This is a genomic window from Flavobacterium sp. ENC (genome assembly GCF_020991415.1).
Classification (GTDB): Bacteria; Bacteroidota; Bacteroidia; order Flavobacteriales; family Flavobacteriaceae; genus Flavobacterium.
The window spans coordinates 128,884-153,570 of the sequence record NZ_JAJMOY010000009.1; the positions used below are offsets into that span (position 1 = coordinate 128,884).

Sequence of the window (24,687 nt, forward strand, 5' to 3'; positions counted from 1 at the left end):
CATTAGAATGGGTCTTATCTATTTAAACCTTTTTAAAAAAGTGTCGTTACGAAAACATATCTTTTACTTTTTCAAAAAATGATTTCTCTGATTTTTCAGGGCTTGGCACAAAATGCTCGTCGTTTAAGGCATTTTCAAAAAATTGCTTTTGCTCTTTGTTTAAGGTTTTCGGTGTCCAGACATTTACGTGAACCAGTAAATCTCCGTTTCCGTAACCATTTATACTTGGAATACCTTTTCCTTTTAATCTCAATATTTTTCCGGACTGAATACCTTCTTCCAGTTTGATACGAACTTTTCCGTTGATGGCTTCAATGTCCTTAGAAACGCCAAGAACTGCTTCAGGGAAACTGATATATAAGTCAAAGTGAACATTTTCACCTTCACGTTTCAGGAATTCGTGCTCTAATTCTTCAATGGCAACAATTAAATCTCCTGGAATACTGTTTCCCGGAGCATCGTTTCCTTTGTTAGAAACTTTAAGCTGCATTCCGTCTACCACACCTGCAGGAATTTTGATTGAAACGGTTTCGTCTTCCTGTACCATTCCCTGTGCATCTGCTTCAGCGGGTCTTTTATCCAAAATCTGACCTGAACCACCACAAGTAGGACAAGTTGACGCAGACTGCATTCTTCCTAAAATGGTATTGGTTACGCGCATTACCTGACCCTGACCATTACAAGTCGAACAGGTTTTGTAGGTAACGCCTTTGGCCTGAACCTTACGTTTTACTTTTACTTTTTTCTCTACACCATTTGCAATCTCTTCTAAAGTTAATTTCACTTTAATTCTAAGATTACTTCCTTTAGCGCGACGAGGACCGCCTCCTCCTCCGCCGAAACCGCCAAATCCGCCTCCAAAAATATCACCGAACTGGCTGAAAATGTCATCCATATTCATACCACCGTGACCACCGCCAAATCCTCCGGAACCATCAAATGCCTGATGTCCGTACTGATCGTATTTCGCTTTTTTATTTGGATCACTTAAGACTTCGTAGGCTTCTGCTGCCAGTTTAAAGTTTTCTTCTGCCTCTTTGTCGCCCGGATTTTTATCAGGGTGATATTTCAACGCACTTTTTCGGTACGCTTTTTTAATTTCGGCAGCGTCAGCATTTTTTGAAATGCCTAGTATTTCGTAAAAATCTTTTTTCATAATTTAGGTTAAATTCCAAATCAAAAATTCCAAATTCCAATACTTAAAAAATTGACTTTCAGAATATTGTCTGTATTTTTTAGTTTCCGATAACCACTTTAGGGAAACGAATAATTTTGTCTCCTAATTTGTATCCTTTTTCGATTACATCAACAATTTTACCTTTCAGCTTATCAGAAGGTGCAGGGATTTGCGTAATGGCTTCAGCAAAATCAGCATTAAAAGCATCACCTGCTCTTACTTCAACCTGCTCTAAACCTTTAGCAACTAAAGTGCTTTTCAATTTTTCATGAATAAGCTCCACTCCTTTTTTCAAATTTTCATCATCAGACTTGTTGATCTCTACAGTAGCTCTGTCAAAATCATCCAGAACAGGAAGCATTGCCAGCAAAACTTCCTGATTGGCCGTTTTGAACAAATCCATACGTTCTTTTGAAGTTCTTTTTTTGTAATTTTCAAATTCGGCAAATAATCTCAAAAACTTATCTTTTTCTTTTGCCAAGTCTTGAGCCAATTGCTCTTCAACACTTAATTCTTCAACAATTAACTGCTCACCGTTGGCATTGTTCTCTAACGTTACATCATCTAATTCCTGATCGAACTCTGTATTTTCCGTAGTCATATTACTTTTATTTTTAAAAATATTTTTAAACTTCATTTTTTATTCTTTGTGTTGGATTGCAAAAGTACTGCCAAATCTTTTAAAATGTCAAATTGTCACTTTATTAAAATTCAGTACTTTAAAAAACTGAAAACCAGCCTGAAAAATTTAGTATAATTTTAAGACTATTACGTTTTAGTTTGAACTATATTTGAATTCCAAATTGGAACTACACTATTACCTATCAAAATTGAATTTAAGGGTTGGCCTCGGCTTCATAAATAATTATTAATTCAAGTTTACCTTATATTAAAAAAAGCTTCGCCTATTTTCAGACGAAGCTTTTTTTTGTTTCTTGGGAGAAAAATTTACCGCAAAGAACGCTAAGTTTTTTACTTTTTGCTCTTATAAAATGCAAAGTTCGCAAAGCTTCCTATTTTATTAGCTCTGCGAACTTTATGTTTTTAAAGGGATTTTCAGATAAAAATCCTTGTGTTCTTTGTGATAAAAAAAATGCACGGGCGGAGGGATTCGAACCCCCATCAACGGTTTTGGAGACCGCTATTCTACCCTTGAACTACGCCCGTAACTTGGCCGCAAATTAAAAGTATTTTTTCTTCCCCGGCAATTATTTCGCCCGGATTTAAAAAGATTTTTGCTGATTCAACATTACTGATTCAGTAAGACAATCATCCCCAAAGCTTTATAAATTTTGGATTCTTTAATTAAAACAATCCGATAGCTATCGGGATGCGAACTTTGCAAAAACTTAGCGTTCCTTTGCGGTTCGTTCCGTACTACTAGCCTAACAAAGCGTTTTTCAATCCTTCAAAGTCAACTGAAATTTGTTCGCCTGAAACCAGGTTTTTAAGCGAGTACAAATTAGCAGCAATCTCCTGATCGCCAGCAATGACTGCAAAAGGAATCAAACGTTTGTCGGCATACTGAAACTGCTTCCCTACTTTTACATTATCCGGATATAATTCTACTTTTATATTTTCTTTTCTCAGTTTCTGAATCGCCTGTGAAGCATACAAAGCCTCGGCATCACCATAATTGACAAACAATGCTTTAGAAGTTGCCGCCACAGTTTCCGGGAACAATTGAAGTTCCTCTAAAACCAGATAAATACGATCTAATCCGAAGGAAATTCCAACACCGCTCATATTTTTTAAACCAAAAATACCGGTCAGGTCATCGTATCTTCCGCCACCGCCAATGGAACCAATCGAAACTGTTTTTGGTGCTGCCACTTCAAAAATGGCTCCTGTGTAATAATTTAATCCACGGGCCAGCGTCACATCAAGATCTAAAGTTGCGGTTGACAAACCTAAAGTGGCCACATTGTCACAGATAAATTTAAGCTCCTGAACTCCTTTCATCCCTTCTTCAGAGGAAGCCAGTAAAGTAGAAAGCTGATTGATTTTATCTGCAAAAGTTCCGCTGAAACTAAATAACGGCTGTACTTTTACCAATGCTTCTTCAGAAATTCCTTTTTCGATCATTTCCTTTTTCACGCCGTCTTCACCAATTTTATCCAGCTTGTCTAAAGCCACGGTAAAATCTATTAATTTATCTGACGCCCCGATTACTTCGGCAATTCCCGATAATATTTTTCTGTTATTGATTTTAATGGTAACCCCTTCCAGTCCTAAAGCAGTAAAAACAGTGTCATATAACTGCACCAGTTCTACTTCCTGCCATAAAGACTTTGAACCTACAACATCGGCATCGCACTGGAAAAATTCTCTGTAACGGCCTTTCTGCGGACGGTCAGCTCTCCAAACCGGCTGAATCTGGTATCTTTTAAAAGGAAATTCAATTTCATTCTGGTGCTGCACCACATATCTGGCAAATGGAACTGTCAGGTCATAACGCAACGCTTTCTCGGATATTTTTCCTGTAAATTTATTCAGCTCAATTCTCTGATTAAGATCGATTGTTTCAGCAGAATTCAATTGCAATTGTTCGAGGTATTCCGGTAATTCAATTTTTGTTTTATTGAAGAAAAAATTTCCTGAATTCAAAATCTTAAAAATCAAACGATCGCCTTCTTCACCGTATTTCCCCATTAAGGTATCTGAATTTTCGAATGATGGCGTTTCGATAGGCTGAAAACCAAATTTCTCGAAATTATTTTTTATAACCTGAATAATATATTGACGTTTTGACACCTCTGCCGGAGAAAAATCTCTCGTTCCTTGTGGTATAGTTGGTTTTGAAGCCATTTTTTTAGATTTTAGATTTTGGGATTTTTAGATGATTCGATTTTCCTTTTAAAATTTGAAACTACTCCCTGATTATTTCATTTTTTAGATTTTTAGATTTCTCTATACTTCTAAATCGAGTGCAAATATCTTATTTTTTAAAATAAATAATGCCAGTTCGAAAACAAACTTGTAACAAAAAACGTATTTTCGTGACAAATTGTTCATGATGCTAAAATTATTCAAAGAAAATATCCGAATTGCGTTTGGTTCCATCAAAACACAATTGTTACGTACCATTCTTACCGTTTTAATTATCGCTATCGGAATTACAGCTTTAGTTGGAATTCTGACTGTGGTTACGGCTTTGGAAAACACCATTTCGACCAATTTTGCCTCAATGGGCGCCAATACCTTCAATATTAATCAATACGAAAACACGGTTAAAAATCGTGGCGGTAACGAACGTGAAGTTATTAATCCGATTATCTCTTATCCTGAAGCGGTTGCTTTTAAAAACAAATACAAATATCCTTTTACGGAAACTTCCCTTTCCTTTACGGCGACTTCAAAAGCAGAAGTAAAATATTTAGACCAGAAAACAGATCCGGAAATCAGCATTTTGGGGGTCGACGAGCATTTTATAGGCAATTCGGGTTTAGAAATTAATTTAGGCCGCAGTTTTAATCAGTTTGATATTGAAAACAACACCTATTCCTGCATTGTAGGATCTGATTTTGAAAAAGGCCTATTGAAAGATGTCAATCCAATCGATAAAATAATCTCCATTCGCGGAGCGCGTTTTAAAGTCATCGGCGTTTTAAAAGAAAAAGGATCAACGTTTGGAAACAGTCAGGATTTAAGGGTATTAATTCCAATTCAGGTAGCGCGTTCCTTGTTTACGGCACCCAATATTAATTACACCATGAGTGTGATGGTTTCCAAAAAAGAACTTTTAGACGAAGCCGTTGACAACGCCACAAGCATCATGCGAAGAGTACGCAAATTAAGTCCGGTTCGTGATAATAATTTCGGTATTGGCCGCAGTGATGATCTAATCAACAGAATTCTAGGGATAACCCAATACTTAGGCTGGGCTGCGTGGATTATCAGTATCATTACGATTTTAGGTTCATCGATTGCCTTAATGAATATCATGATTGTTTCGGTTACCGAACGTACACGTGAAATTGGAGTCCGAAAAGCTTTAGGTGCGAAAAGAATAACCGTTGCCACTCAGTTTTTTATCGAAACCCTATTGATTGGTCAACTGGGCGGCCTGGCAGGAATTGTACTTGGAATTTTAGTGGGATTTGCCTTTTCATCCGCAATGGGCTTTGCATTTGTGATTCCCTGGATGGCAATTTTTGCAGCTTTTGCCACAAGTTTTATGGTAGCCATTGTTTCCGGATTATACCCTGCTGTTAAAGCTTCGAAACTTGACCCGATAGAAGCTTTGCGCTATGAGTGATTTTTTAGTTTTCAGTCACAGTGTGCAGTCGCAGGTGCCGTTATGTAAACACTGAGACCGAAAACTGTGACTGAAAACTGAGACTGAAAACTGAGACTGAAAACTGAGACTGAGACTGAAGACTGAGACTAAAAACTAAACAATCCCCTTCATCATCCTGTCGTTGTCATAAATATCTCTGCGTAATTCAATATTTTTGAAATTCATTGATTCGAGTAAACTATTCATCTCCTCACCCAGATATTGATTAATTTCGAAAAACAGCTGCCCGTTTTCCAGAAGATTCTTCTGAGCCAAAGCCGCAATTTTTTTATAAAAAACAAGTGCATTATTATCTTCTACAAAAAGGGCTAAATGAGGTTCGTAGTCCAGCACATTCTTTTTTATTTCTTCTTTTTCCAAATTCCGGACATAAGGCGGATTGGAAACAATAATATCAAAATTGTCTTTGAGCAGCTCCAGTTCTAAAATGTCCCTATAGATAAAGGTAACTTCAACATTATTATTGATTGCATTTCTTTTGGCTGTTTCAAGTGCTTTCTTCGATATGTCTATTGCATACACTTCTGCATTGGGAAGGTTCTTCGCCAGTGAAATAGCAATACAGCCGCTTCCGGTCCCGATATCTAAAATTTTTAACCGTTTGGATTTGTCGAGTCCTGTATTTTCATTAATAATCCACTCGACCAATTCTTCCGTTTCCGGCCTTGGAATCAAAACGTTCTCATTTACTTCGAAATCCATTCCGTAGAAATTCGTTTTCCCTAATAAATACTGAATTGGAACTTCTTTTTTTAATTGTTCTAAAATGGAACACCAATAAACAAGATCGGCTGTACTAAAATTTAATTCATGATTGAGCGCCAGGTCAATTTGTCGCAGCTTGTGTTTGTATTCTAAAATTAAATAGAAAAAACTCTCCGCTTCATATGCATCATAAAAAGGCGACAATTCCTGTATAAACTGAGTGCGATATTGTTTGATTCTCATTTTGTTTTTTTAGCATTAATTTTAAATAAAGCCAAGTGCATTCTACAATAAGTACTATACTAACAAAAAATGTTACAGTCCATCATGCAAATCTTTCAGCATCCAGACAGGGCAAGAACTGTGCCCGGTACATCCCATCGGAGCATCTAAATATTCAAAACCTGATTTTTTATATAATTTTTGAGCTGCATGCATAAAGGGCATCGTTTCGATATAGCACTTATCAAAACCAAAATCCCTGGCCTGCTGCAAACATTTCTCCATCATAACACTTCCAATGCCCAAACCACGGGTTTCAGGCAAAAAGTACATTTTTTGCAATTCACAAATTTTAGGATCTGCATTTTCCAAAGGCGCGATTCCGGCACAACCTACAATTTCACCTTCATTTTCAACCACAAAATAAACCGATTGCGTTTTATTATATTCTTCAAACATTAAGTCTAAGTACGGATCTTCATAAGCCGTTCCTGTTTTTGGGATTTCCATCTCGTCAAAAACTGCCCTTATTAACGTGGCGACTGCCTGATTGTCTTCTTTTTTAATCGTTCTGATACTCCAGTTTTCCATCTTTATTTATTCGTCTTATAACTACAAAAGTAAAAATAGTTTTCCGATAGTTTTCTTAACGGGACGGTAAACTCAAAAATAACTACTTTTGCAGGGTGAATATACAGGAGAAATACATAAAACGATGCATTGAGCTGGCCAGAAATGGCTTCGGAACGACCTATCCCAACCCTATGGTAGGAAGTGTAATTGTTTACGAAGACCGCATTATTGGTGAAGGCTGGCATAAAAAAGCCGGAGAACCGCATGCAGAAGTAAACGCGATTCGATCTGTGAAAGATAAATCGTTATTAAAAAAGGCTACTATTTATGTGAGCTTGGAACCCTGCAGCCATTTTGGAAAAACACCGCCCTGCTGTGATTTAATTATTGAACATAAAATCCCAAATGTAGTAGTCGGAACTGTTGATCCCAATGAAAAAGTGGCCGGAAGAGGAATAAAAAAAATTATCGAAGCCGGAGCGAATGTGACCGTTGGTATTCTGGAAGAGGAATGTAACGAACTCAACAAACGCTTTTTTACCTATCACCAAAAAAAACGGCCTTATATTATTCTGAAATGGGCTGAAAGTCAGGATGGTTTTTTAGCTCCTGAAAAAACAGAAGGTCAGGACCGAAAACCAGTTTGGATTACCAACCCGTATTCCAGGCAACTGGTACACAAATGGAGAAGCGAAGAACAGGCAATTTTGGCCGGAACGCAAACCGTTATTGAGGACAATCCGAAGCTGAACGTTCGGGACTGGAGTGGCAATAATCCGGTTCGAATTGTTTTAGATCAGAATAACCGAATTCCGGAAGACAGTTTTATTTTTGACAATAGTGTTAAAACGATTGTAATTACAAAATCTGAAATTGTCAGCGAAAAAGAAAATCTTACCTTTGAAGCAATTGATTTTAATCAGAATATAATTCCCCAAATTATTGACGTTTTATATCGAAATCAAATTCAGTCTGTACTAATTGAAGGCGGTTTAAGAACCCTTCAAACTTTTATAGATGAGGATATTTGGGACGAAGCCAGAATCTTTAAAGGAAAGAGTTTATTTGGAAAAGGAACGAAAGCTCCGTTTTTATCCGGGAAAATATCAGGCAAAATCAATATTGAAAGCGACGAACTAACACGAATTAGAAATCATGATTGATACTATAATTTTTGACTTTGGTGATATTTTTATCAATTTAGACAAACAGGCTACCATTTCAGGATTGCAGCAATTAGGCATGACCGAATGGAATGCTGAACTGGATCGTCTGAATCTTTTATTTGAAACCGGTGACATTTCGCATGATGAATTTATTGAAGGTTTTCAAAAAGAACTTCCAAATGCTTCAAAAGAAGAAATCCTGAAAGCATGGAACGCTGTTTTGGCTGATTTTCCTTTGTACCGTTTAGAATTCCTGCAAATGCTCTCCAAGAAATACAGGTTGTTTTTATTGAGCAATACCGATTCTATTCACATTGAAACTTTCGAAAATAAAAGCGGCATTTCTTTTTACAGCGATTTTTACCAGTGTTTTGAAAAAGTTTATTTTTCATTTGAAATTGGAAAACGAAAACCAAATGCTGATGCGTTTCAATATTTAATCAACAAACATGAGTTATCCCCAAAACGAACTTTATTTGTAGATGACAAAAAAGAAAACACTGATTCTGCCGCCGCACTGGGTTTCCAGGTATGGAATTTACAGGTAGGAAAAGAAGATGTTGTGGATTTGTTTGATAAAAAAATTTTATAGCTTATCTTTTTATCTTTCCCGCAGATTTGTTTTACAGGACATTTATCATATCTGCTTTATCTGCAAAATCTGCGAGAGAAAAACTTTAAACACAAAATCTAATCTGAAAATTTACTTTTGGAATACAACGACACCTATAAAACCATAGCTTTTGAGTCAGAAGAAACCTTATTTAAGGAAAAAGGAAGTAAATTCTTTGGTTACGCTTTTCCTATAGAAACCGAAGACGAAGTAAAACCCATTATTGAAATCTTAAAAAAGCAACATCCGCATGCCGTCCATTTTTGTTATGCGTATCAACTGGGTATAGCTCCAAACCTCTCTTATCGTACCAATGATGATGGGGAACCAGGCAATACGGCCGGAGCTCCGATCTATGGTCAGATACAGTCTTTTGGCCTGACTAATGTCCTTGTTGTAGTGGTCCGCATCTTTGGCGGTGTAAAATTGGGCGTGGGCGGATTAATTGCCGCATACAAAACCACTGCACAAATGACACTTGAAGTTTGTGAGATTGTCGAAAAAACAATCGATGTTCCGTTTTTAATCTCTTTTGACTATAAAAACATGAATAAAGTGATGCGTGTGATCAAGGAAAAAAAACTGGATATCATTTCTCAGGAAATGGAAATGGACGAAAATTCAGGAATGCCAATTGGCAAAATCGTGATAAAAACACGAAAAAAAAATGCTGAAACAGTATTCAGCATTTTTGATTTAATGTTTGAAATTGACATCAAATTTATATAATTTAATAGAAAATCCAGTACCTTTTTAACAATTATAACAAGGTTTTAAACAGCTCCAAAATATAATCCGGAGGAGCAGTCGGGCGACCTGATTTTAACGAAATAAATACTAAAATAAACACCGCAGTTGTTAATAACTCGTTTGCTTCGTTGTAGATCTCGCAGTCGAATTCGATCTTGACAGAAGATTGACTTTTGAAAGTCGTATGAATCGTTAACAGTTCATCATAACGTGCCGATTTTTTGTAATTAATCTGCATCGAAACAATCGGCAATCCAATTCCGCTTTCTTCCATGCTTTTATAGGAAATCCCTTTATCTCTAAGCCATTCCACGCGTCCTATCTCAAAATAAGGAACGTAATTTCCGTGATATACAACTCCCATTTGGTCTGTTTCAGAGTAACGAACCCGCACTTGAGTTTGATGATTTTTCATTATTTATATATTAAAAAAAATTAGTTTTTAAAAGTCTCCTTACAACATTTTTTTATAAAATTAGAGGCCAAATTATTTTTTTTTACAGAAATTTGTTCACATATTTGTTATCCCGAAATTCGGAATAAAATCGCTCCTTTTTTATTAGGAGAATCTTTATCAATAATAAAAAATTTATTTGAATCTATGACTAAAACTGCTCAATCGGTATGGGAAAACTGTTTGTCCTTTATAAAAGACAATATTCAAGACCAGGCATACAAAACCTGGTTCGAACCAATCAAATCAGTTGAGCTAACCGACAACGCGTTATATATTCAAGTACCAAGTAAATTTTTCTACGAATGGTTAGAAGAACACTACGTTAAATTATTGAAAGTTGCGCTTACCAAAGAACTGGGAAAAAACGCAAAGTTACTCTATAAAATCAAAATGGAAAACACTTATGGTAATAAACAGCCGTTTACCGAACAGCTGCCAAGTGCCAACAGAGTGCCGATGAAACCGCAAGAGGTTGATGCTCCGTTTAAAAACTTAAATCCGGAACTTAAAAATCCGTTTGTAATTCCCGGAATCAGAAATTTAAAAATTGAGTCCCAGTTAAATGCGAACTATAGTTTTGACAATTTCCTTGAAGGAGATTCCAACCGTCTGGCCCGTTCTGCGGGTATGGCAGTAGCCAACAAACCCGGAGGAACTTCCTTTAACCCCTTATTAATTTTTGGCGGAGTTGGTTTGGGAAAAACACACCTTGCACATGCAATAGGTGTTGAAGTAAAAGACAAATACCCTGAAAAAACGGTTTTATATATTTCTGCCGAAATTTTCACACAACAATATATTGACTCGGTAAAAAAGAACAATCGTAATGATTTCATTCACTTTTATCAGTTGATCGATGTTTTGATCATTGATGATGTTCAGTTTTTATCCGGAAAATCGGGAACTCAGGACGTTTTCTTCCATATTTTCAATTACTTACATCAAAACGGAAAACAGGTAATCCTAACGTCTGACAAAGCTCCTGTTGATATGCAGGATATCGAGCAGCGTTTATTGTCCCGTTTCAAATGGGGATTATCTGCCGAATTGCATCAGCCGGATTACGAAACCCGTATTTCAATCCTGAAAAACATTCTGTACCGCGATGGTGTGGATATGCCGGAAGACATTATAGAATATGTTGCCCGTAATATCAAAACCAACGTTAGAGAACTGGAAGGTGCCATTATTTCGTTAATTGCACAATCTTCTTTCAACAAAAAAGAAGTTACCATTGAGTTAGCTAAAAGCGTTGTAGAGAAATTTGTTAAAAATGTAAAGAGAGAAATCTCTATCGATTATATTCAAAAAATTGTATCCGATTATTTTCAGCTGGATATTGAAACACTTCAGTCCAAAACCAGAAAAAGGCACGTTGTTCAGGCAAGGCAACTGGCGATGTTTTTTGCAAAGAAATTTACTAAAGCTTCTTTGGCAAACATTGGTTCACAAATTGGAGACCGTGATCATGCTACTGTATTACATGCTTGTAAGACAGTTGACAATTTAGTTTCCACAGACAAACAATTCAAAAAATTTGTCGAAGACATCAACAAAAAACTAACGCTATAAACGCGAGTCATGCCAGTAAAAATTTTAATGGTTTGTTTGGGGAATATTTGCAGGTCACCTTTAGCCGAAGGTATTTTAGCATCAAAATTACCTCAGGATAAATTTATTGTTGATTCTGCCGGAACAGGATCCTGGCATGTAGGTCATGCTCCCGACAAACGTTCAATTGCAGTGGCTCAGAAAAACGGTTTATGCATTCACAACCAAAAAGGAAGACAATTTAAACCTTCTGATTTTGACGAGTTTGATTATATCTATGTTATGGATAATTCAAATTACCGCGATGTCATTCATCTGGCCAAAACTCCGGAGCACAAAAATAAAGTCCGCCTTATTTTAAACGAATTATTTCCGGACGAAAATGTAGATGTACCGGATCCGTATTTTGGGGCAGCAAATGGTTTTGATACTGTATACCAAATGTTAGATGAAGTTGCTGAAATCATTTCCGAAAAACTAATCAAAGCACATTCTTAATTAATTCTTTTCATTTTTTCTCCTAAAGAAATCGTGAAAAGAAATTTCTATTTTTACAAAATCCGTTTTATCACTTAAAAAAACGCACATGAAACTTCCAGGAAAATTATATTTAATTCCAACCACAATGGGCGAAAGCGATCCGATGGATGTTTTGCCGCAAACCGTAAAAAGAAGTATCGAACTTATAGATTATTATATTGTTGAAAACGACAAAACGGCCCGAAAATCAATAAAAGCAGTTTATCCCGAAAAGAAGCAATCAGAACTGGTACTTTTCACCCTTAACAAACGCACTGAACCGGGCGAACATCTAGAGTTCATAAAACCGCTGTTAGAAGGAAAAAACATGGGACTAATGAGCGAAGCCGGATGTCCCGGAGTGGCAGATCCCGGAGCGGTAATTGTAAAACTGGCACATGAAAAGGGTATTCAGGTTATTCCACTGGTTGGCCCTTCCTCTATTCTATTGGCCATGATGGCTTCCGGAATGAATGGGCAAAGTTTTACCTTCAATGGCTATTTGCCTATTGACAAAGACGAGAAAAAATCGGCTTTAAAGTATTTTGAAAAATTATCCCAGGATAAAAACCAATCCCAGCTTTTTATTGAAACACCCTATAGAAACAACAAATTGATTGAAGATATTTTGCAGATTCTAAATCCTGCCACACATCTTTGTATCGCTACCGACATCACCTTACCAACCGAATTCATCAAAACGATGCGTATTTCGGACTGGAAGAAAATCAAAGTTGATTTGCACAACAGACCTACTATATTTATCATTCATAAAATGTAAACTAACTTTAAAACCATTTATAATGAAAAAGTTTCTATTCCTGATTTTGATTTGTTTCGCACAGTTTACATTTTCACAAACTGGAAAAGATCGCGGAAAACCTGCTGTAGCACCAACAAACACCGTAGCTAATGAAAATCTTATCTATGCTATTAACGGAATAGACACAAAGCCTGAATTTCCGGGGGGCAGTACTGAATTTACCAATTTTCTGGAAAAGAATTTTATAAAACCCGCCGATAAACCAACCGTAAAAGGAAAAATCCATTTTACTTTTATTATCGAAAAAGACGGTTCCTTAAGTGATATAAAAATACTAAGAGATCTTGGTGCCAAAACAGGAGACGAAGCGATTCGTATTTTAAAATTAGCTCCAAAATGGAATCCCGGTAAACAGAATGGTAAAGAAGTCCGAACTTTAAATGCCGGCTTTATCACGATCAGGTAAACCTGACTCTCTTTCACTCACAAGTTTTTAAACGACAAACTTTCCTATGAGTAAACTTCCAAATGTAACGACCAGCATCTTTACGGTCATGTCAAAAATGGCAGCCGAATACAATGCCATCAATCTTTCGCAGGGATTCCCTAATTTTCCCGTTGATGAAAGACTGACCGATATTTTGGCGAAATTATCTAAAGAAAACGTACATCAATATACACCAATGGCCGGTTATCCCCCATTGATGCATGAGATTGCGAAGTTAACTAAGAGTTCTTACAACAGAACCATCAATCCTGATTTAGAGCTTTTGGTTACGGCGGGCGCAACACAGGGAATTTTTACTTCAATTTTAGCTTTGGTAAAAACCGGCGATGAAGTTCTTATTTTGGATCCGAGTTACGATTCCTACGAATCTCCGGTACTTCTCTGTAATGCAAAACCGGTTCGTGTAGCTTTAAACGATGATTATACGCCCAATTGGGAAACGATTGAAAAAGCCTGTTCATCAAAAACAAAGATGATTATCATCAATAATCCGCACAATCCGACAGGAAAAATTTTGACGGCAGCTGATTTTATAGAACTCGAAAGAATACTTTCTAAATATCCTGAGGTCCTCGTTTTGTCGGATGAAGTTTACGAATATATTACTTTTGAAGAAAAACATATTTCGGCCCATACCAAAGATTTTCTTTTGGATCGCTGTATTATGGTTTCCTCTTTCGGGAAATCATTTCACATTACCGGCTGGAAAATTGGTTATACCATTGCCCCTGAATACCTGATGAAAGAAATTAAAAAGGTACATCAGTTTTTGGTTTTTAGCGTCAACAGTATTTCTCAGGCTGCCATCAGCCAGTATCTGGAGGTTGTGGATGTAAACCTGCTTGGGAAATTCTATCAGGAAAAAAGAGATTATTTTCAAAAACTGCTACAAAACAGCCGTTTTGAATTGAAACCATGTGAAGGAACTTATTTTCAGGTAGCCTCTTATGCCAACATTTCAACTGAGGATGATGTGACATTTTGTAAAAAACTAATCACCGATCATGGCGTGGCTGCAATTCCGATTTCGACTTTTTACTCGGATCATAAAGATCAGAAATTAATCCGTTTTTGCTTTGCCAAAGACGATTTTACCTTAGAATCTGCGGCAAAAAAATTAAGTAATATATAAAGTTTATTAAAATTTTATAACATTATTATGCGTGCATCCTATTTATTTATTTAATATTGTAATAAAAAGAAAAAAATATGAGCTATACAGATAAAATGTTAAGAGATGACGCTTTAAAGGGAAAAGTCATTGTAGTTACAGGCGGCGGAAGTGGTTTAGGAAAAGCAATGACTAAATATTTCCTGGAATTAGGAGCTCAGGTAGCGATTACTTCGAGAGATTTAGAGAAGCTGAAAACTACTGCAACGGAACTTGAAAGCGAAACTGGCGGAAAATGTTTACCGGTTCAGTGTGATGTCCGTCATTATGAAGAAGTAGAAAACATGCTTCAGGAAGTTTTGAAAGCTTTTGGCAAAGTAGATGTTCTTTTGAACAACGCAGCAGGAAACTTCATTTCCCCAACAGAGCGATTGTCTGCAAATGCATTTGATACTGTTATAGATATCGTATTGAAAGGTTCCAAAAACTGTACACTTGCTTTTGGTAAACACTGGATTGACACCAAACAGACATCAGCTACCATTCTGAATATCGTGACCACTTATGCCTGGACAGGTTCTGCCTACGTAGTACCAAGTGCCACTGCAAAAGCAGGAGTTTTAGCCATGACAAGAAGTCTTGCCGTAGAATGGGCCAAGTACGGAATCCGTTCTAACGCTATTGCTCCGGGCCCGTTCCCGACAAAAGGTGCCTGGGACAGATTGTTACCCGGAGATTTAGCTGAAAAATTCGATATGGCCAAAAAAGTGCCTTTGAAACGTGTCGGCGACCATCAGGAACTGGCTAATCTGGCTGCTTACCTGGTTTCTGATTTTTCTGCTTATGTAAACGGTGATGTCATCACAATTGACGGTGGGGAATGGCTGAAAGGCGCAGGACAATTCAATCTACTCGAAGCAATTCCAGAAGAACTTTGGGACCAGCTTGAAATGATGATAAAAGCAAAAAAGAATAAGTAAATAAATAATGTGCTTACTAAATTCAGAATATTTTTAAAACTATACTGATTGCACTAAATCCCGATGGCATTGCTGTCGGGATTTTTTTATGCTTTCTTACTTCAACAATATAAGTTAAATAAGTTCATTTTAGCTTTTCGCATATTTATTTCCGAAACTTAGTATTTACTGATTTAATCCTGAATTACCCAATAAATTACAGCTATAACTAAATACAGAGCTAAAATGAACTTATTTAACTTATATGGTAAAGAGAATAAAACCTAAATGAACTTACATAACTTATATGTTTTAAATACACAGTACGCATCGTTTAAATAAATTATATGTTTAGATATAATCCACTTAAATTATTATTTTTGCCGGACAAATATATAACAACAAATTTATGCTCATTATTGGAATTGCAGGAGGAACAGGAAGTGGAAAAACAACGGTAGTACACCAAATCATGAACGAATTGCCACATACGGAAGTTGGTGTAATTTCACAGGATTCGTACTACAAAGAAACCACTAATCTATCATTTGATGAAAGAGCATTAATTAATTTTGATCATCCGCGAGCTATTGATTTTGATTTACTTGTAAAACATTTAAAAGCGCTCAAAGCCGGAGAAACAATAGATCAGCCTGTTTATTCGTTTATTCAGCACAACAGAACCGATGATACGGTTTCTACACATCCCAGAAAAGTAATGATTGTTGAAGGGATTCTGATTTTGACCAATCCGGAGCTTCGCGATCTTTTTGACATTAAAATATACGTTCACGCTGATTCTGATGAAAGATTAATCCGTCGTTTGAAACGTGATATTTCAGAACGCGGCCGTGATATCGATGAAGTTTTAACGCGTTACCAGAACACCTTAAAGCCTATGCATGAGCAATTTATCGAGCCGTCAAAAGCTTTCGCTGACATCATCATACCAAACGACAAATACAATACTGTTGCCATCGATGTAGTCCGGGCAGTAATAAATCAGAGAATTTCATAATTTTTATTGTAAATTTATTCCATAATCCCGATAGCTATCGGGACCCGCTTTCGCCTTTATCTTTTTATGTCTGTTGCGGCAGACATAAAAAGAATATCGGGCTAAAAAAGAAATCAAACTATAAGTAATAATCGTTTAAAGTGAAAATTAAAATAACAAATCCGTATAAAGGCAAATCCTGGTTCAGGTTTCTGGGCAATAAATATGTTTGGGTATTACTGTTTTTTGTTGTTTGGATGTTATTTTTAGACAATTACTCGTATTTTGACCATCGTTTTTTAGACAATCAGATCAATGAGCTTGAAGACAATAAAAAATACTATCAGGAGGAAATTAAAAAAGATCAGGAACAGATCAAGCAACTGAAAAATCCGGAACAGATCGAAAAATATGCCCGCGAAAAGTACTTTATGAAAAAAGACAGCGAAGACATATACATCATTCAATTTGAAGGAGACACTATTCAGGATAATAAAGAATAATCAGAAAAAACACCCAATGGCGACTACCCTATTCGACGATTTTAGTCCAGTTTCATCCAAACAGTGGAAACAAAAAATTCAGTTTGAACTGGATGGAGCTGATTATAACGAAACTGTAATCTGGCATTCTCCTGAAGACATTCAGGTAAAACCATTTTATCACAGCGACGAATTCTCAAAAACAGCTGATGTACAGACAAAAGCGGCCGATTTTAAAATCTGCCAGAACATCTTTGTTTATGATATTGAAAAATCAATTCAAAGAGCTTTAAATACTATCGAAAGAGGCGCTGAAAGTCTGCGTTTCACAATAGAAAACGAGAAAACAGATATTCGTAAACTGTTAGAAAATCTTCCTTTAGAAAACAGGATCGTTTACTTTAATTTGAAATTTATTTCAATCGATTTCGTGAAATTATTAGATACAATTTCAATACAGAAAAAGAGTACTTTTTATTGCAATCTCGATCCGATTGGTCATTTTGCACGCGAAGGAAACTGGTTTACGACAACTGACAAAAATAATTTTGAAACTATTGATTTCATTTCAAAAGCAACTACAAATGTATCTTTGATCAGCATTGATTCCGGTCTATATCAAAATGCCGGTGCCAATATTACACAACAAATTGCCTATAGTCTGGCTCATGCCAATGAATATTTGAATCGTTTGGCTACCCTTCCGAAACAAATCGTTTTTGAAGTTTCCGTGGGAACCAATTATTTCTTTGAAATTGCAAAACTTCGTGCCTTACGAATGCTTTTCAAATTAATTGCCAGTGAGTACGATCCGGAATTAGAGTGTCATTTATTAGTGACCCCGACAAAACGCAACAAAACGATTTACGATTATAATGTCAATATGCTCCGTACCACAACCGAATGCATGTCGGCAATTCTGGGCGGTGCAGATGCCGTTGCCAATTTACCTTATGATTCCTTATACCACAAAGACAATGAATTTGGGGATCGAATTGCCAGAAATCAATTGTTGGTTTTAAAGCATGAAAGCTATTTTGACAAAGTAAATAATCCTGCCGACGGAAGTTATTATATTGAAAGTTTAACGATGCAACTGGCGGAAAAAAGTCTGAATCTCTTTAAAGACATTGAAACTAATGGAGGTTTTCTGAAACTTTTAAACGACGGAACCATTAAAAAGAAAATCCAGGAAAGCGCTGCTAAAGAGCAGGAATTATTTGATTCGAAGAAAGAAGTTTTGCTGGGAACGAATAAATATCCAAATAAAGACGACAAAATGAAACATGATCTGGAATTGTTTCCTTTCGTAAAAGTAAAACCCCGAAAAACATTAATTACACCCATTATAGAAAAAAGATTGGCTGAAAAACTGGAACAGGAACGTTTAGAACTAGAATAATCATTTTTCAAAGTAATTAATAAAACTACTCAAAAGAGTATTTCCATGATAAGAAAAGACCTTACACATATAAAGTTAGACGTTAAAAGGGAGAAGTCAGAAGTTGATTCGCAAGATCAATTGGCTGGGGACAACTTTGTAACTGCTGAAGGAATTGAGATCAAAAAAACCTATTCTGAAAAGGATATCGAAGATTTAGAGTTTTTGGATTTCGGAGCTGGTTATGCACCCAATTTACGCGGTCCTTATGCCACCATGTATGTCAGACGTCCGTGGACCATACGTCAATATGCGGGATTTTCCACTGCAGAAGAAAGCAATGCCTTTTACAGACGAAACCTGGCCGCCGGACAAAAAGGGCTGTCAATTGCATTTGATCTGCCTACGCATCGCGGTTACGATTCCGATCACGAACGTGTGGTGGGTGATGTTGGTAAAGCCGGCGTAGCCATTGATTCTGTTGAAGACATGAAAGTGCTCTTTGATCAGATTCCGCTGGACGAGATGTCTGTTTCTATGACCATGAATGGAGCCGTTTTACCCATTATGGCCTTTTACATTGTCGCCGCAGAAGAACAGGGAGTTGCCATCGGAAAACTTTCAGGTACGATTCAGAATGATATTTTAAAGGAGTTCATGGTACGTAATACCTATATCTATCCGCCAACTCCTTCCATGAAAATCATAGCTGACATTTTTGAATTTACGAGCAAAAAAATGCCGAAGTTCAATTCGATTTCAATTTCAGGATATCATATGCAGGAAGCCGGTGCAACAGCCGATATTGAGCTGGCCTATACCCTGGCAGATGGTTTAGAATATATCAGAACCGGTCTTTCAACCGGAATGACCATTGATGAATTTGCGCCACGATTATCCTTTTTCTGGGCCATCGGAATGAATCATTTTATGGAAATTGCCAAAATGAGAGCCGGAAGAATGATCTGGGCAAAACTGATTCAGCAATTCAATCCGAAAAGCGATAAATCTTTAGCACTACGAACGCATTGCCAGACAAGCGGCTGGAGTCTAACAGAACAGGATCCTTTTAATAATGTAGCCCGTACCTGTATTGAGGCTACTGCAGCAGCTTTTGGCGGAACACAATCCCTGCATACCAACGCACTCGACGAAGCCATTGCCTTGCCAACTGATTTCTCTGCCAGAATAGCGCGAAATACGCAGATTTTTTTACAGGAAGAAACCAAGATTACCAAAACAGTTGATCCCTGGGCTGGCAGTTATTATGTGGAAAGCCTGACCAATGAAATTACGGAAAGTACCTGGAAACTCATTCAGGAAGTCGAAGAGCTGGGCGGAATGACAAAAGCGATTGAAGCCGGTATTCCAAAACTGCGAATCGAAGAAGCGGCCGCCAGAAAACAGGCTCGAATTGACAGCGGACAAGATATAATTGTAGGCGTAAACAAGTTCAGGTTAGAAAAAGAAGATCCGTTACATATACTGGATGTCGACAACCAGATGGTTCGTAAACAGCAGATAGAACGTCTGGAAGAAATAAAATCAAAAAGAGATACTGAAAAAGTAAATCAATCACTGGAAAAATTAATCCTTTGTGCTAAAACCGGACAAGGCAATTTACTTGAAATTGCTGTCGAGGCGGCAAGAAACAGAGCAACTTTAGGCGAAATCAGCGATGCTCTGGAAAGTATTTTCGGAAGGTTCAAAGCGCAAATTAAATCCTTTAGCGGTGTGTATAGTGCAGCAATAAAAAATGACGAAACGTTTGAAAAGGCAAAACAACTGGCAGATGCCTTTGCGAAACAAGAAGGAAGGCGTCCGAGAATTATGATTGCCAAAATGGGCCAGGACGGACATGACAGAGGTGCAAAAGTAGTAGCAACAGGTTATGCCGATGTTGGTTTTGATGTCGACATTGGCCCCTTATTTCAGACACCTGCAGAAGCGGCCAAACAAGCAGTGGAGAATGACGTACACATTTTGGGTGTTTCATCACTCGCCGCGGGACACAAAACACTGGTTCCGCAGGTAATTGAAGAACTTAAAAAACACGGTCGTGAAGATATTATGGTAATTGTCGGAGGTGTGATTCCGGCACAGGATTATCAATACTTGTTTGATGCCGGTGCAGTGGCCGTTTTTGGCCCGGGAACCAAAATTAGTGAGGCGGCTATCAAAATTCTTGATATTTTAATTGACTAAAAATTTTAAACATAAAAAAAACCTGCTTTTTACAGCAGGTTTTTTTATAAAGTTTACACTTTATTAATCGTTAATTGTAGCATTACTATCTGCTTCAATAAAAGAAAGATCATAACCTCCGAAGGCTTTCATATAACTTCTCAGTGAAGTCCCGTAAGCATCTCTGAAACGCTTGTTTCCTCTGTTTTTAAAGAAGTTTTTTACTGAACCTGCGCCTCCGAGATGTGCAGCTGCCAAAATTCCGGATTCCGTAATTTCCACACCATTAATAACTTTTCCCTCATACTTTTCAATTTCATTGCGTAAAATCCATTTGTTTTTAGACAGTAGCGCAATAAAAGCTTTTTCTTGTAAAGCAGGATCTTTCAGGAAAGCTTTGTCATTGTGAATACCAATAGCTCTTAAAGCTTTAGAACCAAACTGGTATTTACCCATGTACCCTAAGGAATTAACCAGCCGGTATTTTCCTTGGGATTCTTTAAAAGCAACTGCTTCTTTGAACCCAATCAGATGATTTCCGGTGTATGGGATGTTTAAATTTAAATTAGGATAATCATCCTTTTCTTGTGATGGAAGTAAGTATTCGGATCCATCCGTTTTTTCGATTAAAAACCACGGTTTGGTTTTTAGATTAAAGGGTTTAAAACCCAGGCTTAAAAATGTAATAATAACAATCAAACTCGAGTAAAAGTACCATTTCTTTATCATAAATTGTTTTTCTTCAAAACGCTGTCACCTTTTTGAAATTTCTACGGTGCAAAGATAAAAAAAATTGTAATTATACTAATAATCAGTATTTTAGCATTTTTAAAAATAAAGAGCATGTGCTTTAAGCCCTTTATTGGCGGAGTATTCCAAAGTTGGGGCAGGAATTTTAATCGTGTTCAAAACGGAAAAAATAGTTTTCAAAAAATGCGATTTTGTGTTAATTTTAGCTAAATCAACGTCAAAACTAAGAAAAAACTGACGATATTTTTCCGGATTTTCGACCGAAACCGGAATTTCATTTTGTACATTTCCGGATAACATTCCCTCAGCTCCATATCCAAAAGCTACATTTAACCACTTCGGAATTTTTGATTCTTTCGCAAAAGAATGAAGGTTAACAGAAAGCCAATAGGTTTGTCCGTTGTAGTCTTTCAGGATTTGTTCGTTTAGCGAACTTCCCAGTTTATCAGGCCTTCTATCAGCATAAGAAGTGGTGTGAAAAGAAAATTTAGGTGTAATACGTTGTTCTTTCCAAAGTAATTGCTGAGACACATATAAGGCCGTTCCCGTCGTATTCGCAATAATATCTCCCGAAGAAGCTCCCCACTCGGAGGAATAACCATCGAAAACTTCAACAGCGGCTAAAAAAACAAAACCAATTCCGGCGCCATAAACTAATTGCTTTTTAGTATCAGCACCGCTCCAGTTCAGGGCTTCTGCGCCAAATCTTCCCAAATGATAAGCAGAATAGAAATGTCCGACCTTATCCATTTGCAGCCATTCCTTATTATCATTTATAAAATGAAATTTAGACTGCGGATAATCGACATACCAAATCTGATTCAAACCAATTAAAGTAGCTGAAGCTAAAGCAGCTTCAGTTACGATAACCGTATTTTGTCTTTTTAAATTTAAAGTATCTGAAGGCGTTAAAAAGGTATCGATTTTACTCTGAGCTTTCATCAATTGAAAATTCAAAAAAAATAAAATCAATAAAATGGGGGCATTTTTTAAATTCAAAACTATCTTGTTACTCCCTGACCGGCAATCCAGTCTGAATATTTTTTGGCGTTAATGGTATGCTGTTCGTAAGTAGAAGCAAATTCGTGATACCCAAAACGATCTACACTGGCACAGAAATAGATATAATCGTGTTTTTCCGGATTTAAAACAGCTTCCAGCGCTGTAATATCAGGCATCGCGATGGGTCCCGGAGGAAGTCCCACATTTACATATGTATTATAAGGCGATTTCATGATCAGATCGTTATAAAAAACCCTTTTAATAACCTGGTCAAAATTATTAGATTTTAATTTCAACGCGTAGATTACGGTCGGGTCAGCCTGTAAAGGCATTGCCAAACGCAAACGGTTCAAATAAACACCGGCGATACGAGGCCTTTCGTCTTTTTTAACGGATTCCTTATGAACAATAGAAGCTAAAATTGTAGCCTGAACCGGAGTTAAGCCCTGTGCTTTTGCTTTTGCAATTCTGTCAGCTGTCCAGAAATTATGATATTCCTTAATCATTTTATCACGGAATTTCTCTGCAGAAGTATTCCAGTAAATTTCATAGGTATTCGGAATGAACATGGCGAAAACATTGTCTTCGTTAAAACCATTTTCCTTTAGGAAAGTAGAATCTTTGATGGCTTTCATCAGCGATAAACTGTCTGCTTCGATCTCAGATCCAACTCTTCCGGCAAAATTTTCCAGACGCTCCTGATTGTTAAAGGCCAATTTCACAGGCACATTAGAACGCATCGCTCTTACCAGATCAATATTATTCATGTCTTTTTTAAGCAAAAAACGACCTGATTTCACATTGTCAGGATAGCTTCTCTTATTGGCTACCATTTCAAAATTATCGAAATTTTTAATGTAAGGCGCTATTATCTTTTTAACATCGGTATAATTTGCTCCCGTCGGAACATATACGTATACTTCTTTTTCTTCGAATTTTGTATTGGAACTGAAAATTCTACTAATCAAAATGAATCCGTAAATCATTAAAACTGAAATTACGGCTACGGCAGTTAACGTGATTATTTTTTTTATAGTCAAAGCTGAAATTTTAAAGTTATTTGTTAATTAATTGAAATATTGCTTCATCCTGATACTGGTTATTTTGCAAAATCCAATCTTTTTTAATTCCTGTTTCCTTAAAGCCAAATTTAGTAAAAAGTGCTATACTAGCTACATTTCCTACATTAATATTTGCATATAATTGATGCAGGTTTAGATTATGAAAAGAGTATTTAATTAATAATCCTAGTGCCTCAGAACCAACCTTTTGGTTTCTGTTGTCCTTATTCTGAATGACAATTCCAATTCCCGCCCTGTTATTTTTCGGATCAAATTCAAATAAATCAATCAATCCGATAGCCGGAAAATCTTCATCCTGACAGATCGCCAGCCTCAATTGTTTGGCTTCGTAAATATCCTGATGTGCATTTTCGAGATATTGACGTACCAAAAACCGGCTGTAAGGGGTTTGTGTGTTACTCACTTCCCAAATACTCTGGTCGTTTTCCATTGCATACACAAACTCCAGATCATTAGGTTCTAGTGCGCGCAGGTAAACAGAATCTCCTTTTAGCGTTATCATTTTTGATTTTGGATTTTAGATTTTGGATTTTGGATTTTGGAATTTGGATTTTGGAATTTGGAATTTGGAATTTGGAATTTGGAATTTGGAATTTGGAATTTAAAAAATTGATTTTTAAACTTCTATCGTTCCTTTAAAAACAAATTTTGCAGGTCCGGTTAAGAAAACATTGGAAAAGTGTTCACCGGTTTTATCAAAAGAAACCACCAGCTTGCCGCCTTCCACGTTCAGATTGATCGACGTTTTATCGGTCTGACCAATGGCATTCATGGCAATTGCAACGGCTGTAGCACCGGTACCACAGGCAAGCGTTTCATCTTCAACGCCTCTTTCGTAAGTACGAAGTGAAAAAGTACTGTCATCTACTTTTTTTACAAAATTGATATTGCTCCCTTTTTCTCCATACAATTCACCGTAACGAATGGCTGCTCCGTTTTCCTTTACATTATAGTGCTCTAAATCATCCACAAGCTGTACGTGATGCGGAGAGCCCGTATTTAAAAAAGTATACGTATCTTTTTTCTGAATTTCATCCACATCAATCATTTGCAAAGAAACAATAGCATCATCCCCTACTGAAGCATGATGCAAACCATCAGTGGCAATAAAAGTGGTTTTATCGTCAATAACCCCTAATTGATTCGCAAAAGCGACCAGACAGCGGCCACCGTTCCCACACATCGAACTTTGGTTTCCATCTGAATTATAATACACCATTCTAAAATCGGTTTCAGCGTCATTTTCAAGCAAAATAAGTCCGTCAGCACCAATTCCGAAACGCCTGTCACACAAGCGCTCAATTAGTTTGGTATTGTCTTTGGGGAAAAACCCGGAACGATTGTCAATCATCACAAAATCATTCCCTGTACCCTGATATTTATAAAATTCTATCTGCATTTTTATTCGGTTAAGAAGTACAAAAGTACGAACTAT

General features: G+C 36.8%; 25 protein-coding genes and 1 tRNA gene. 14 read left to right on the top strand and 12 right to left on the bottom strand.

The annotated features are described in order from the left end of the window. Nucleotides 1-46 precede the first annotated feature (46 nt). The 4 genes from dnaJ to hisS form a co-directional block, all read right to left on the bottom strand. Nucleotides 47-1,156, bottom strand: a complete 1,110-nt coding sequence (gene dnaJ, locus LPB89_RS19170; RefSeq protein ID WP_230703266.1) for a molecular chaperone DnaJ — start codon at nt 1,154-1,156, stop codon at nt 47-49. A 79-nt stretch (nt 1,157-1,235) separates the two neighbouring features. Beyond that, nucleotides 1,236-1,814: a nucleotide exchange factor GrpE gene (locus LPB89_RS19175; protein ID WP_127339648.1), complete on the bottom strand. Its 579-nt coding sequence runs from the start codon at nt 1,812-1,814 to the stop codon at nt 1,236-1,238. 459 nt (nt 1,815-2,273) lie between these two features. Next, nucleotides 2,274-2,344, bottom strand: a tRNA-Trp gene (locus tag LPB89_RS19180). Nucleotides 2,345-2,557: 213 nt separating this feature from the next. Then, nucleotides 2,558-3,985, bottom strand: a complete 1,428-nt coding sequence (hisS, locus tag LPB89_RS19185; RefSeq protein WP_230703267.1) for a histidine--tRNA ligase — start codon at nt 3,983-3,985, stop codon at nt 2,558-2,560. 205 nt (nt 3,986-4,190) lie between these two features. Here hisS and LPB89_RS19190 point away from each other — a divergent pair, with 205 nt between their 5' ends. Next, entirely contained in the window at nt 4,191-5,435 is a 1,245-nt protein-coding gene (locus LPB89_RS19190; RefSeq protein ID WP_230703268.1) for an ABC transporter permease, read from the top strand. A 135-nt stretch (nt 5,436-5,570) separates the two neighbouring features. Here the strand turns inward: LPB89_RS19190 and prmC are convergent, their stop codons facing one another. Together prmC and LPB89_RS19200 are read right to left on the bottom strand one after the other, a co-directional pair. Further along, the gene (prmC, locus tag LPB89_RS19195; RefSeq protein ID WP_230703269.1) at nt 5,571-6,425 is read right to left on the bottom strand and encodes a peptide chain release factor N(5)-glutamine methyltransferase; all 855 of its coding nucleotides are present in this window, start codon (nt 6,423-6,425) and stop codon (nt 5,571-5,573) included. A gap of 72 nt (nt 6,426-6,497) precedes the next feature. Then, nucleotides 6,498-6,995: a GNAT family N-acetyltransferase gene (locus LPB89_RS19200; RefSeq protein WP_230703270.1), complete on the bottom strand. Its 498-nt coding sequence runs from the start codon at nt 6,993-6,995 to the stop codon at nt 6,498-6,500. A gap of 95 nt (nt 6,996-7,090) precedes the next feature. Here LPB89_RS19200 and ribD point away from each other — a divergent pair, with 95 nt between their 5' ends. The 3 genes from ribD to LPB89_RS19215 all read left to right on the top strand — a co-directional run bounded on the left by ribD (nt 7,091) and on the right by LPB89_RS19215 (nt 9,485). Next, entirely contained in the window at nt 7,091-8,140 is a 1,050-nt protein-coding gene (gene ribD / locus LPB89_RS19205) for a bifunctional diaminohydroxyphosphoribosylaminopyrimidine deaminase/5-amino-6-(5-phosphoribosylamino)uracil reductase RibD (protein WP_230703271.1), read from the top strand. Further along, on the top strand, nt 8,133-8,735 hold the full coding sequence (locus tag LPB89_RS19210; protein ID WP_230703272.1) for an HAD family phosphatase: 603 nt from the start codon (nt 8,133-8,135) through the stop codon (nt 8,733-8,735). The genes ribD and LPB89_RS19210 overlap by 8 nt, the downstream gene beginning before the upstream one ends. A 117-nt stretch (nt 8,736-8,852) precedes the next feature. Then, entirely contained in the window at nt 8,853-9,485 is a 633-nt protein-coding gene (locus tag LPB89_RS19215) for a YigZ family protein (protein ID WP_230703273.1), read from the top strand. 31 nt (nt 9,486-9,516) lie between these two features. On the opposite strand, the gene LPB89_RS19220 is transcribed toward LPB89_RS19215, so the two are convergent. Next, the gene (locus tag LPB89_RS19220) at nt 9,517-9,921 is read right to left on the bottom strand and encodes a thioesterase family protein (RefSeq protein ID WP_127339641.1); all 405 of its coding nucleotides are present in this window, start codon (nt 9,919-9,921) and stop codon (nt 9,517-9,519) included. Between the two features lie 186 nt (nt 9,922-10,107). Between LPB89_RS19220 and dnaA the strand changes: the two genes are divergently transcribed. The 10 genes from dnaA (at nt 10,108) to scpA (ending at nt 20,439) form a co-directional block, all read left to right on the top strand. Further along, complete coding sequence (gene dnaA, locus LPB89_RS19225; RefSeq protein WP_029272655.1) at nt 10,108-11,535, top strand: chromosomal replication initiator protein DnaA; 1,428 nt, start codon at nt 10,108-10,110, stop codon at nt 11,533-11,535. A gap of 9 nt (nt 11,536-11,544) precedes the next feature. Beyond that, nucleotides 11,545-12,012 carry a low molecular weight protein-tyrosine-phosphatase gene (locus LPB89_RS19230; RefSeq protein ID WP_230703274.1) on the top strand — a complete coding sequence of 156 codons (468 nt, stop codon included), beginning with the start codon at nt 11,545-11,547 and terminating at the stop codon, nt 12,010-12,012. Between the two features lie 88 nt (nt 12,013-12,100). Then, complete coding sequence (locus LPB89_RS19235) at nt 12,101-12,814, top strand: SAM-dependent methyltransferase (protein WP_230703275.1); 714 nt, start codon at nt 12,101-12,103, stop codon at nt 12,812-12,814. Nucleotides 12,815-12,836: 22 nt separating this feature from the next. Further along, nucleotides 12,837-13,262 (top strand): energy transducer TonB, encoded by a 426-nt coding sequence (locus LPB89_RS19240; protein ID WP_230703276.1) that lies wholly within the window; start codon nt 12,837-12,839, stop codon nt 13,260-13,262. 46 nt (nt 13,263-13,308) lie between these two features. Next, nucleotides 13,309-14,436: a methionine aminotransferase gene (locus LPB89_RS19245; RefSeq protein WP_230703277.1), complete on the top strand. Its 1,128-nt coding sequence runs from the start codon at nt 13,309-13,311 to the stop codon at nt 14,434-14,436. Nucleotides 14,437-14,513: 77 nt separating this feature from the next. After that, complete coding sequence (locus tag LPB89_RS19250; RefSeq protein WP_167470957.1) at nt 14,514-15,395, top strand: SDR family oxidoreductase; 882 nt, start codon at nt 14,514-14,516, stop codon at nt 15,393-15,395. A gap of 388 nt (nt 15,396-15,783) precedes the next feature. Continuing rightward, nucleotides 15,784-16,392, top strand: a complete 609-nt coding sequence (gene udk / locus LPB89_RS19255) for a uridine kinase (protein ID WP_127339636.1) — start codon at nt 15,784-15,786, stop codon at nt 16,390-16,392. Nucleotides 16,393-16,538: 146 nt separating this feature from the next. Continuing rightward, complete coding sequence (locus LPB89_RS19260) at nt 16,539-16,874, top strand: septum formation initiator family protein (RefSeq protein ID WP_127339749.1); 336 nt, start codon at nt 16,539-16,541, stop codon at nt 16,872-16,874. 16 nt (nt 16,875-16,890) lie between these two features. Next, the gene (locus tag LPB89_RS19265; RefSeq protein ID WP_230703278.1) at nt 16,891-18,255 is read left to right on the top strand and encodes a methylmalonyl-CoA mutase subunit beta; all 1,365 of its coding nucleotides are present in this window, start codon (nt 16,891-16,893) and stop codon (nt 18,253-18,255) included. A 45-nt stretch (nt 18,256-18,300) separates the two neighbouring features. Continuing rightward, entirely contained in the window at nt 18,301-20,439 is a 2,139-nt protein-coding gene (scpA, locus tag LPB89_RS19270; protein ID WP_230703279.1) for a methylmalonyl-CoA mutase, read from the top strand. A gap of 63 nt (nt 20,440-20,502) precedes the next feature. Here scpA and LPB89_RS19275 read toward each other — a convergent pair whose 3' ends face one another. The 5 genes from LPB89_RS19275 to dapF form a co-directional block, all read right to left on the bottom strand. Continuing rightward, nucleotides 20,503-21,147, bottom strand: a complete 645-nt coding sequence (locus tag LPB89_RS19275) for a peptidoglycan-binding protein LysM (RefSeq protein ID WP_230703280.1) — start codon at nt 21,145-21,147, stop codon at nt 20,503-20,505. A gap of 99 nt (nt 21,148-21,246) precedes the next feature. Continuing rightward, complete coding sequence (locus LPB89_RS19280) at nt 21,247-22,110, bottom strand: DUF2279 domain-containing protein (protein WP_230703281.1); 864 nt, start codon at nt 22,108-22,110, stop codon at nt 21,247-21,249. A gap of 59 nt (nt 22,111-22,169) precedes the next feature. Beyond that, the gene (gene mltG, locus LPB89_RS19285; protein ID WP_230703282.1) at nt 22,170-23,210 is read right to left on the bottom strand and encodes an endolytic transglycosylase MltG; all 1,041 of its coding nucleotides are present in this window, start codon (nt 23,208-23,210) and stop codon (nt 22,170-22,172) included. A gap of 16 nt (nt 23,211-23,226) precedes the next feature. Beyond that, nucleotides 23,227-23,754 carry a GNAT family N-acetyltransferase gene (locus LPB89_RS19290; protein WP_230703283.1) on the bottom strand — a complete coding sequence of 176 codons (528 nt, stop codon included), beginning with the start codon at nt 23,752-23,754 and terminating at the stop codon, nt 23,227-23,229. Between the two features lie 114 nt (nt 23,755-23,868). Further along, nucleotides 23,869-24,651 carry a diaminopimelate epimerase gene (dapF, locus tag LPB89_RS19295; protein WP_230703284.1) on the bottom strand — a complete coding sequence of 261 codons (783 nt, stop codon included), beginning with the start codon at nt 24,649-24,651 and terminating at the stop codon, nt 23,869-23,871. Nucleotides 24,652-24,687 lie beyond the last annotated feature (36 nt).